Origin of the sequence: Flavivirga eckloniae (genome assembly GCF_002886045.1) — a bacterium.
GTDB classification, from domain to species: Bacteria; Bacteroidota; Bacteroidia; order Flavobacteriales; family Flavobacteriaceae; genus Flavivirga; species Flavivirga eckloniae.
In genome coordinates, this window is sequence record NZ_CP025791.1 from 5467742 (window position 1) to 5481704 (window position 13963).

The following is a 13963-nucleotide window of genomic DNA, read 5'->3' on the forward strand; positions in this document are numbered from 1 at the left end:
TATGTAACAAAACTAACACCCTAGCTATGCTTTATCTGATTATGCCCGTGAAGATGAAGGAGCATCAAATATAAACTATTATGAAAAAACCTACTATTTTTAAAACCGAACTTATTGTATTGCTGATCCTGTTCAGCATGCAGTTATTTGCCCAAAATTACGTGCCCTTTTCAAGTGCCACGAAATCTCCTAGATTCGATAGAGATATAAAAGGAGACATGATTTTGATAGGGAATAACATTTTGGGGCCTAGCAATAACGATTTCAATGATGTCACTGAGTCTAACGATAATGTCGATATGAGGTATATTGACATCGATTCGGATGGATCAACGTTTAGTTCTTCCAGTGCAAATTTACAAATTAATAGTCCTGCAAACTGTTATCAAATTGTATATGCCGGGCTTTATTGGAGTGCTGTTAACCCAGGTACAGAGTCTATTTCGAACGTAAGAATGAGTGGACCCAATGGTGTGTATCATGATATTATTGCAGACGATATTATTTTCGAAGCAGGCGGATCGTCGGTAGATGGTGGTAGGAGTTTTCCTTATGCTTGTTATGCAGATGTAACTAATATAGTAAGAGCATTGCCGAGTAATATAGGTACATATACAGTAGCCAATGTATCTTCCGCTCAAGGAAGATCAAGGCTTTTTGGTAATCGTACAGGTCATTCGGCTGGATGGTCTTTATATATAGTTTACGAAGACCCATCGTTAACAGGTAAGTCTATCACCAGTTTTGATGGTTTTAGCGCCATGAGTGCAGTTAATAATAGTACACTAGATGTTCCCATTTCAGGATTTAGAACAGTTCCAGCCCCTGCTCCGGTTAGAGCAAAATTTGCTTTTGCTGCTTTAGAAGGGGATAGAACGCTTACTCGGGACCGTTTAAGGATTAATGGGAATAGATTATTTGATGCCTCTCGAGGTCGTAATAACTTTTTTAATAGTACGGTAAGTAGTACATTTCCCAGACAGCCCAGTAGTGCCAATACTCTAGGGTTCGATACAGGTATTATAGATGTGTTAAATGCCAATAATGATGTTATTGATAATGATGACACAAGTGCTGTAGTTCGTTTAGAAACAGATCAGGATACTTATTTTCCGTATTTTTTCGCTTTTTCTGTTGATATAATAGCACCAAATATAATACTTACTAAAACAGTTGAAGATCCATCAGGTAATGATATTGGAGGACAATTAGTTGGTCTTGGAGAAGAACTAAATTATGTTATAGGTTTTCATAATTCAGGGAATGACGATGCTACAGACTTAACTATTAGAGATGTACTTCCTAGGAATATTGTATTCGATTATCCTGCAGATATGGGCTTATTGCCTCCGGGAGTTACAGTACAAAGCTATACTCCGGCAACAAGGGAGATTGTTTTTAGAGTGGACGATTCCGTGATTGAAGAGAATGATCCGGTATTGGAAATTCGATTTAGAGTTACTGTAGTAAGAGAATGTAGTTTATTAAATAATGCATGTGATAATATTGTAAGCAACCAAGCATTTTCAACATATAGAGGAACAATGAACCCATTGTTCGTTATATCAGACGATCCAAGTTTTAGCACTAATACAGCCTGTTTATTAACGCCAGGAGCCACTAATTTCTTAGCAGACATTAGTTGTACGTTCGAAGAAGACGTAATACTCTGTGGTAGTAGTATCGATTTAGTAGCAGGTGACGATTATGATAGTTATGAGTGGCGAACTAGTCCAACAGGACCAGTTATTTGGAATCAACAAACGTATCCAGCCACAGCTCCGGGAACTTATTATGTACATAACACAGCTACAGCGCCATGTCAATCTATCGATCAGGTATTTAACGTGATAACCTTTGGAGCTGGTGTTACTAACCCAGTAATTCCATTTGCAGATCAAGTAGTTCAATGTCCTAATGGCGGAACACTAATGCCCAACATATTTATGTGTGGTGCTAGCGATACAACGTTTATCGATACAAATATTACCGATGCCGATTCCATAATCTGGTACCGATTAGATGAATCCAGTTGTACAGCGGTTACCAATATTAATTGCCCTAACGAAGATCCTGTTTGTAACTGGGGTCAAGTAGGAACGGGTCCCGACTATTTGGTAGATTCTCCAGGACAATACAGGCTTATATTAAATTATACTGGTGGTTGTCGTAATCTATTCTATTTCAATGTTTACGAGAATGAATTGTTACCAACAGAAACACATAGTGACATTATTTGTACAACCCCAGGCGAAATTGTTATAGGGGATGTGCCTAGTGGTTACGAGTATAGTTTAGATAATGCAACTTACCAACCTAGTAATGTTTTTGCTATTAATACACCAGGTGTATACACCGTTTATATTAGACAAATTGGTGTAACGCCTAACCCTTGTATTTTTACAGTACCAAATATTCAAATAAGAGAAAGAAACTTTACTGTTACTACAGCTATTACCCAGCCATTATGTCATGGCGGACAAGGAAGCGTTTTAGTAGCAGCTAACGATGTTCGTCCACAATATTACTATTCAATTTCCAATAGTAGTGGAACCATAATAAATAGTGTAGGCCCTATAGCTGCTGGAGATTATACGTTTTCTAACTTAAATGCAGGAACATATACCATAAATGTATCTACAGACGATGGTTGTGCCTATACAGGAAGTATCGATATTGTTGAGCCAGACTTGTTGGAGGCTACTGTTGCAATAACAAGGCCTTTAACTTGTGGAAGTGGTGAGATTACTATATCTGCCCAAGGTGGTACAACTCCTTATTTCTATTATATTAATGGTGATCCTAATTTTCAACTCGATCCAAGAGTAGAAGTATTAGATCCGGGAGGCGTATATAATATTACTGTGGTAGACAACAATAACTGTTCTACAACAACATCAATAACAGTAGATCCAATAGCCCCTCCTGTTTATACCGTTACTGAAACAGATATTTTATGTTACAGTGATAACGGACAAATAGTATTTAATGTAACTAATGCTAATGGGTATACCATAGCATATAGTATAGATAATGGAGCCACTTTTGTATCTAATCCAACATTTTCTAACCTTAGCGGTGGAACGTATCAGGCTATGATTAGATATTCATTAGGTGGAGTTGATTGTTTAAGCACAGCTCAAGATATTACAATAGATGCGCCAAACGAGGCTTTAACCGCGTCAAGTGGTGTATCGGAATTAGCAGGTTGTGGTCCTTCTGGAGAAGGAAGATTACGTATTACGAATCCTCAAGGAGGAACACCTCCTTACGAGTATAGTTTTGATAATCAGGCAACTTGGGTGGGTACAAACGAGGCTTATGTAATGCCGGGAACTTATACCTTATATATTAGAGATGCTAGCGGTTGTATTTATGCCATGCCGGAAATTATTTTAGATCCAGAACCAGTACCTCCAACAATAACGGTTAGTAACCCTGATTATAATTGTGATGGAACCGCAACAAGTACAGTGGTCGTTAACAATACGGGAGGGCCAACATACCAGTACACCTATTTATTGGATGGTGTTCCAAACCCGAATACAACAGACCCTCGAGTATTTTTAAATGTACCTAATGGGCCTCACAATATTACTGTGCAATATAACTTATTGACAGTGCCTTCTTTTAGTAATTTATTAAATGAGGATTTTGGTTATGGAGCGGACACGACATCTCCAGGAATTAACACGACATTTTATTGCTTTGAACGACAAGTAGCGGCAACACAATGTAAGGGTAGTCCATCTATTAACGATGGTGATTATTCTGTAACTTCCAGTATATTACATCCTTTTGGTACGTGGATTAATCCGGTAGATCATACACCTCCTACAACACCACCAACTCCGAATGGAAGATATTTGGCGGTTAATATCGGAGACCAAATACCCACATCTGCAATTTTATATGAAAAAACTATAAGTGATATTATTCCAAATCAGCCTATTAATGTAGAATTTTTTGCCATTAATATAGTTGGTCCAGGTTCTGGTATAGCCGACCCAGATTTAACTGTGGCACTGATAGATGGAACCGGTACGGAAATATCCTCATTTAGTACAGGAAGAATACCAAAGTCTGGAGTATGGGAAAATTACCCAAAAACTCCAATAACTTTAGATCCGGGTGCCAATACAACCTTAAGGTTTATAGTAAGGTCTAATATACAGGAAACCAATGGAAACGATGTTGCTATAGATGATATTAGAGTGTTTCAAATGCCAGTAAGTTGTATTACAGAAGTAAACTTTCCTTTTGTAATAGATTCTAATAATGCATTTACATCTCAAATAACAAATGCTACAGATGTTACTTGTTTGGGAGCAAGCGACGGAACCATTACTATTGCAGCACAAAATTTCGATCCAGCAATCGGATTCGAATATTCTACAGATAATGGAACAACTTGGAATACCCAATTAACATCACCTCATACAATTACAGGTTTAACGGCTGGTACTTATGATGTCTTGGTACGTTATGATAGTACCCCACCAATCTGTATGGACACATTTTCACAAGATATAAATGCACCGGCATTATTAGGAGTTAATGCTTCTGCAACACCGGTAACATGTCTTGTTGGATCTACCGTAACAGCCACAGCTAATGGTGGTACACCTGCATATTCGTATGAATTATTAGATGCGGCTACATTAAATCTTGTTTTTAACTTCCCTGCCAGTGGCGTTTTAAATAATGTTTCTCCAGGAGATTATATTATAAGAGTAACAGACTCTAATAATTGTACGGCAGACTCAAGTACAACATTAAATATAGCTGCCCCAACAAATCCAACAGCTACAATAGATGCAACATCAGATTTATGTTACGATACTACAAATGCATCAACTATTGTTGTAACAGCATCAGGAGGACTAGCACCTTATGAATATAGTTTAAATAGTGGTCCGTTTGGAGCTAATAATACATTTACCAATTTAACTCCAGGCAGCTATAATGTTATGGTAAGAGATGCTAACGGATGTACTATTCCTGCAGCACTAACGCAAACCATAGCTCCACAATTAACAATAAGTACAGCACTAACAAAAGGTCTGGATTGTTCGGCTACACCAGATGCCGCAATAACTGGTAACATTAGTGGAGGAACACCACCTTATACTTTAGAGAGATCCTTTAACTCGGGAGCGTATACACCAATTACATATGGTGTACTACCATTCGTATCTTTAACAGCGAATTCTGGAGATTTCAGATTTAGAGTTACCGATGCGTTAGGATGTACGGCAGAATCTAATGTTATTACGATTAATGCCATATCAAACCCAACAGCTTCTGTAACAGAAGTTGATCCAACTTGTAATGGATTATCAAATGGATCTGTGCAAATAACAGCCTCTGGCGGTGCAGGTTCTTATACATATAGTTTTAATGGAAGTCCTTTTACAACACAAGTATTATATTCAGGCTTAGCTGCAGGAACATATAACTACGAAGTAAGAGATGCCAATCAATGTATTTTTAGTGGTACAGCAACTTTAAACGAACCATCGGTCTTAGCAGCAACAGCAGCAGTAGCCCCACCGTTAAGTTGTAGCCCTTCAAATACGAATCAACCGGCTACAGTAACCGTAACTGCTACAGCAGGAACGGGAACAGCCCCGTACCAATTCAGTTTTAACGGATCTGCATTTAGTGCAACAAATACGTTAAGCGTAAATGATACAGGAGTAGATCAAACGATTAATTACACAGTAATGGATGCCCAAGGGTGTACTGTTTCAGGTTCAGTAGTCGTAACGGCACTAGACCCGCCAACAGATTTAAGCTTTGTTGCCACACCAGTAACCTGTTTAGCGTTAACAAGTGATGTAACCTTAACAGCAACAGGGGGTGCAGGTGCTTTAGAATATAGAATAGTATCGCCAGCTGCTACACCATATCAAGGTTCAAATGTATTTACAGGATTGGCGCCAAGCACCACGTATATATTTCAAGTAAGAGATGCCAATGGGTGTTATTATTCCGAATCACTTACCATAGACCCGGTAATCAATATCGCAGTAACAGGAACTTTAGATAGCAATGTTAGCTGTAATGGAGGATCAGACGGAGCCGTAACATTTACAATTGGAGGTTTCTCAGGAAATTATACCTATGTACTTAATGGAGCGCCGGCTGTAGTAGGTCAATCTGCAGCAACAGTAACGTTCCCTGGTTTAACAGCAGGAAATTATACTTTAGATGTTACAGATGAAGATACGGGATGTACGGATTCATTTATGGTGCCAGTTGGAGAACCAGCTAATCCGTTATCGTTTACAGCAATAGGAACAAATGTATTCTGTACTAATTTTAACTCGCAAATAACGGTTACCGCATCAGGTGGAACCGGACCTTATACCTATGCGGTAGTTGTATCTGGAGCAGCAGCTCCGGTACCAGCAGCGTATGGACCAAATAACGTTATAACAGTTGATACTAATGGAGGAACTGACTTAAATTGGGATGTCTATGTGTTAGATGCCAATGGTTGTACGGCCACTCCGGTATTCAGGACTGTTACAGTTACTAACGACCCATTACCAACAATAAACCCGGTAGCACAGCAGTGTTTTACAGGAAGTCCTATTAATATTAGTTTATCAGGAACAGTGTCAGTTGGTTTACCATCATATAGTATTGGTAGTGGATTCCAGGCAAGTCCGAATTTTACAATTGCAACACCAGGAACGTATACCTTAACAATAAGAGACGGTAATGGTTGTGAGGTCACAACACCATATGTTGTTGATCCTCAATTACAAGCAAATGCTACTTTAACAAAAGGTTTAGATTGTACGGCGTCACCAGATGCTACTATTAATGTGGCTATATCTGGAGGTAATGCAAATTATACAGCATATGAAGTTTCTATAAACGGAGCTGCTTACGTACCGGTATTACCGGCACCAGTAGGCGCGTCATTTACTTATACAGCTAATGCAGCAGGAACATATGAGTTTAGAATAACAGATACAAACATAACTAGTGGTACTTGTACGGTTATAACCAATGAAATCACTGTTGATGCTATTGTTCCAGTGGCCGCTACAGATGCTCAAGTTGACCCTACATGTAATGGTTCAACAGATGGTTCTATTACTTTAACAGCCACAGCAGGTGTACCTCCTTTCACTTATAGTATAGATGGAGGTGCTACTTTTGTATCTAACAATGTATTTGGAGGTTTAGGTGCAGGTACTTATAATTATGTAGTAAGAGATAGATTAGAATGTACTACAACAGGACCTGTAACATTGATTGACCCGCCAATAATTGATGTTGATATTCAGGAATTTGGATTAACATGTGCAGGTAATGTACCAACGCTAGGAAGGATTGAAGTTTTTGTAAATTCAGGAGGTACTGCGAATTATACTTATACCTTATTCGACAATACATTTACACAAATTGCAACACATACAGAAGGTTCTGCCCCTATAACACCAACACATACTTTTGGAGGCTTAAACTTTGGAGATTATTATGTTAGAGTTGTAGATGCCAGAGGTTGTGAATTCAACAGTGGTCCTATAAGAATTAATACAACACCCGATTTGAATTTTACTACCGCTGTAGATTCAAATAACTGTGCTACTGGAGTAGATATTCAGGTTAATACAGTAGGGGGAACAGCACCTTATAATTATTCGATTGTAGGGCAGCCTGAAGTAGTTGGACCGGCTAATTTCACTTTTACAGGTTTATTACATAATGTAACGTACTTTTTACAAGTAAGAGATGCTAATAATTGTATTTTTGTTTTAGAAAGAACAACACCACCACCACCATCTACTATAGCTATATCGGGTACAGCAACAACCAATGTAACTTGTAATGGAGCTGATGATGGAACATTTGCGTTTACTGTTGAAAGTTATGATGGAACAGTTACAAATATTGATTATCAATTATTAAATGCACTAACGTTATTACCGTTACCAACTCCTGTAAACGGAACGTTGGTTGGACCAGCAGGAGGACCGGTATCACATACCATTTCTGCTTTGCCACCAGGTAATTATGTTTTAGAAGCTAGAGAAGCAACAGGAACACTTTGTGCTGCGACACATACCTTTGAAATTACTCAACCGGCACAACCGGTTGCCACAGCAGTTTCGAGCCAAGTGCCTTCAAACTGTAATGCAGGTGCGCAAATAACTCTTACAACAAGAGGAGGTACGGGACCTTATACTTATGCGGCAGTTATAAATGGTGCAGGAGCTCCAGCTTTAGCGGCTTATGGCCCTAGTAATGTTATAACGGTTGATACAAATTCGGGAGCAGATTTAGTTTGGGATATCTATGTTAGAGATGCAAATGGTTGTCCTGATATGATTACTGTTAATGTGACGCATCAAACATCTCCAACAATTAACCCAGTTGCTCAGCAATGTTATGATGGTACTCCTTTTAATATTACCTTAGTAGAAGGAACTGGAACCGCAGCAGGACCATTGTCTTATAGTACTGGTAGTGGTTTCCAAGCGAGCGATACTTTTGTAATTAATGCTCCGGGAACATATACATTAACTATAAGAGATGTTAATGGCTGTGAGGCTTCAATACCATACGTAGTAGAGCCGCAATTGTTGGCCAATGCAAATGTATCCAAAGAGTTAACGTGTTCTTTACCAGTAGAAGCTGATATTGATGTGACTATATCTGGAGGAACCGGTATATATACAACTTATTTGGTCTCAACAGATGCAGGAGTTACTTATAATCCGGTGTTACCGGCGCCAGTAGGAGCTACATTCACATATACAGCTGCAACCGCAGGAACATATGATTTTAGAATAACGGATTCACAAGGATGTCCAGTAAACACAAGTGCGACTGTTAACTTAATAACGAACCCAATAGCTAGCGTAACACCAATCGATCCTACTTGTAATGGAGGAACGAACGGATCGGTACAAATAAGTGCTACGAGTGGTACGGGAACTTATACCTATAGTTTTAACGGAAGTCCGTTTACTACGCAAGTATTATACACAGGGTTAAGTGCAAACATTGTATACCCATATGTAGTAAGAGATAGTAAAGGCTGTGAAGATAATGGTACAGTTACACTATCTGAGCCATTAGTTTTAGCAGCAACGTCTGCAGTAGCACCACCGTTAACTTGTAGCCCTTCAAATGCATACCAACCGGCTCTAGTAACAGTAACGGCCACTCCAGGAACAGGAACTGCTCCATACCAGTTTAGTTTTAACGGATCTGCATTTAGTGCAACAAATACGTTAAGCGTAAATGATACTGGAGTAAATCAAACCGTTAATTATACGGTAATGGATGCCCAAGGGTGTACTGTTTCAGGTTCAGTAGTTATAACGGCACTAGATCCACCAACAGATTTAGATTTTAACGCAACACCAGTAACTTGTTTAGTGTCAACAAGCGATGTGACCTTAACAGCTACAGGAGGTGTAGGTGTCTTAGAATATAGAATGACATCACCTTCAACAACTGCATATCAAAACTCAAATCTATTTCCAGGATTGTCACCAAACATCCCTTATGTATTTGAAGTAAGAGATGCCAATGGGTGTTATTATACAGAATCGTTTACCGCAAATCCGGTAACAAATATTACCGTTACAGGAGCTGCAGATAATGATGTTAGCTGTAATGGAGGTTCAGATGGAGCTGTAACATTTACAATTGGAGGTTTCTCAGGAAATTATACCTATGTGTTTAATGGAGCACCGGCAGTAGTTGGTCAATCAGTAACAACAGTAACGTTCCCTGGTTTAACAGCAGGAAATTATACTTTAAATGTTACAGATGAAGATACAGGGTGTATAGATTCATTTATGGTACCAGTAAGAGAACCAGCAAACCCTTTATCGTTCACAGCTACAGCAACCAATGTATTCTGTACTAATTTTAACTCACAGATAACGGTTACGACAACGGGTGGAACTGGACCTTATACTTATGCAGCAGTTGTATCAGGAGCAGCAGCTCCGGGACCAGCAGCATATGGACCAAATAATGTTATAACAGTCGATACAAACTTAGGAGCAGATTTAAGTTGGGATGTATATGTTTTAGATGCTAATAACTGTACGCAAACCCCAGTATTCGAAACTGTTACTATAATAAACGATCCGTTACCAACAGTAACAGCACCAGCCATGGCAACATGTGTTGGATCAGATTCATTTACTTTTGCAATAACAGGTAGTTCAGGTGTATTACCATTAGAATATTCTATTGATGGTATTAGTTTCCAGGCAGGTGGAACATTTACAGTATCCGCAGCAGGAACATATACAGTAACTGTAAGGGATGCGAATGGTTGTACAGCAACAAGCACTCCGGTGACGGTTTACGAACCTTTAGATTTAACGCCTGCTATAACGGCATTACCTAGCTGTACTAATGATGATGGAGAAATTACAGTAACACCAATAGGTGGTTCAGGAGCGGGTAATTATACATATAGTATAAGTCCGATGCCAGGATCAGTAAGTATAGCAACTAATGTAATTTCCGGTGTACCAGCAGGAACTTATACCGTTACTATAACCGATATCGTTACGACGTGTACAAATACAGCTTCAGTAACATTGTCGGCAGCAACACCAGTAACATTTACAACCACTCCTACCAATGTAACTTGTAATGGCGGTAGTGATGGCGTAATTACTGTAAACTTACCGGTAAGTAATGACAATCCGGTTTATACCTACGAGATAACAGCGCCTATTGTAGTTGCGCCTCAAAACTCAAATATTTTCCCAGGGTTAGCAACAGGAACTTATACTGTACGTGTAACCTCTGGTAGAGGATGTTTCGCCGATAGATTAGAAACAGTAGGTGAACCAAATATTGTAGTACCAACTGTATCAGCAGTACAATATAATTGTAATGCTGGTGTAAACACACCGAACTTTGCTTCTATTACTGTAGATAGCGCAGTAGGAGGTTCTGGTACATATACAACTTACGAATTTATAAGAGGAGGTATAACCATGCAGTCAGGTACAAACAATGTATTTGTAGAGTCTGACTTGTTAGGAGGTACCTATACAATAAATGTTTATGATAATAATGGTTGTGTTGGTACAACAACAGAAACTATTTTACCATTCATAAATATAGACACTGTAGATATTACTATAGATAACCCAATGACTTGTACTAACGATGAGGATATTACCGTATCGGTAACAAGTAGTGGAGGTGTACCAGCTAATTTAGAATATACTGTAGAAGATGTTGTAGGAGCCACAATAGGAGGTGTATACAGTCAAACTAATACTACTGGAGTATTCTTAGGGTTACCAATAGGAAACTACTACGTAACAGCAACAAATTTAGATACAGGTTGTAGTCTTCAAACAACACATTATGTGACAGATCCGAATACTTTCGATCTTACTATAGATTCTGTTGTTGACGTAACATGTTTATCAGGAACAGATGGAAGTGTTAATGTGACCTTGATAGATAGGTCGCCATTACCAACTGATGAATCTGGACCGTTCAATTACAGCATCGTTGATGCTTTAGGAGCTCCTGTTACTTCAGGTTCAGTACCTAATGCAGGACCAGTTACATTGTCAAATTTTGGTGCGGGAACATATACTATAACAGCCAATTTAACAAATTCGCCGTTCTGTACAGTAGTTAGAAACTTTACAATTACTGCTCCAACAGCAGCTTTAGCTATCCAAGAAACCCATACGGAAATTACTTGTGTAGCTGGTAATAATGACGGAACTATTTCTGCCACAGCAGTAGGTGGATGGCCTGGACCATATGAATTCCAATTAGAGGAAGCAGGATCAGGTATAGTTTCAGCATTTAGCAGTGTGTCCGATTTTACAGGATTAGCTCAAGGTGATTATACAGTTACCGTAAGAGATAGTAGAGGTTGTGAGGATTTCGTTATTGTACAATTAAGAATTCCAGATCCAGTTGTTGTTACAGCAACACCGAGTACGACTTTATTAACTTGTTTTAATGATAATACAGCTTCAATAACTGCAAGTGCGGTAGGCGGACAAGGAAGTAATTATTTATATACGCTTAACATGATTGCACCTATAGTGTCGTCATCAGGACCTCAAGCGTCCCCTGTGTTTACCGATTTAGGAGCGGGTACTTATACGGTTACTGTAACCGATGGATTTAATTGTAGTGGTACTTCAACTAATATAATTATAAACGAGCCTTCGGAAATAGAACCAATTTTAGCATTGGCTTCTGGAGAAACTTGTACTTCAAGTGCTACATTAACATTAAGCGCTACAGGAGGAACAGCACCATATAGTTATAGCGATACGCCTAATTTTGTAACAACGTTAGGCTCATTTGCAGGATCAGTAACATTCCCTGTAACTGCAGGAGCACATGCTTATTATGTGATGGATGCTAATGGTTGTATTTCGAATGTTTCTAATGAAGTAAACGTTGAACCATTAATACCTTTAACTATTGATTTAGATTCTGATGATCCAACTATTAGTTGTCATGGAGATGATACAGGTTCTATAATAGCAACAGCCCAAGGTGGTTTAGGTAACTATATTTTCACCCTACAAGATGGATCAGGAAATAACATAGCACCTCTAAACCAAAATAACACGGGTGTTTTCAATGGTCTTGTTGCAGGAACTTACAGAGTAAGAATAGATAGTGGTGATTGCGTTGGTCATTCAGAATATGTGACGATTACGCAACCAGCAACACCATTTGTAGCAGATTATGCAACAACTCCAGTAACTTGTCCTGGTAGTGGTGATGGTACCTTAGAGTTAATTGCGAATGGAGGAACGGCACCGTATACGTATGCGATTTATGGAGGTGGTACTTCATATAGATTAGATCAATTTTTTGATACATCTACATTTGAGAATCTGCCACCAGGAACATATAGCGCTGTTGTGAATGATGCGCAAGGTTGTACGGAGTTTATTGAAGATATTATCATCGAAGCTCCAGTTCCAGTATTTTTAACAGAGGTTCCTGGTTCAAAGATGCCAGAACTTTGTTCGGGAGATATGAACGGTGAATTTAGTGTTGAAATAACTGGTGGTGTTTTACCATATAGTGTATCTATTGATGATCAAGATGGACCTTATATAACAGGTACAGCAGCCCAAACGCAATTTGATTTCACTGGGTTAGCAGGAGGAGAGCATACTGTTTATGTTCGAGATGCAGTAGATTGTCCGACGAGATGGGTTATTACTTTACCAGAATCGGTTACAATAAGCCCAGAGGTGTCTGTAGAGTATGGTTGTACAGGTAACTTGTCTACCAATACGGTAACAGTAACCATAGATGAAAGTATAACAAACGCTACAGATGTAGATTACTCTATAGATGGCGGTGCAACATATCAAGCAAGTAATGTGTTTGTAGATGTGCCAGCTGGTATAGATTATGTTGTGAATGCTAGACATACGAATGGTTGTGAGCAAGTTTCGGAGACTTTCGATATTACTCAAATCGATCCATTAACACTTACTTTAGAAGATGGAGAACTAAACGAGATTGTAGCAGTTGCTACAGGAGGATTAGAACCGTATGAATTCACACTTAACGATGAACCTTATGGAAGCACAGACAGATTTATTATTTATGCTTCTGGAGATTATACCGTAACCGTTACAGATAGAAATGGTTGTGTGGCTACAGCTACGAGATATTTCGAATATATTGATGTATGTATATCTAACTACTTTACTCCTAACGGTGATGGAGATATGGATGAATGGGGACCAGGATGTACAGATCAGTATAAAGAACTTACTGTAGATGTTTTTGATAGATATGGTCGTGTAGTAGCAACCTTAGGTGTAGGAGATAAATGGGATGGTAAATATAATGGTTCAGAGCTTCCAACAGGTGATTATTGGTATGTTTTAAAACTGAATGATCCAAAAGATGATCGTGAATTTGTTAATCATTTCACACTGTATAGATAATGAAA

General features: G+C 38.8%; 1 protein-coding gene. It reads left to right on the top strand.

The features are described from left to right. The first annotated feature begins 80 nt into the window (after positions 1–80). Positions 81–13958: a T9SS type B sorting domain-containing protein gene (locus tag C1H87_RS22540; protein ID WP_102757988.1), complete on the top strand. Its 13878-nt coding sequence runs from the start codon at positions 81–83 to the stop codon at positions 13956–13958. The last annotated feature ends 5 nt before the right edge of the window (positions 13959–13963 follow it).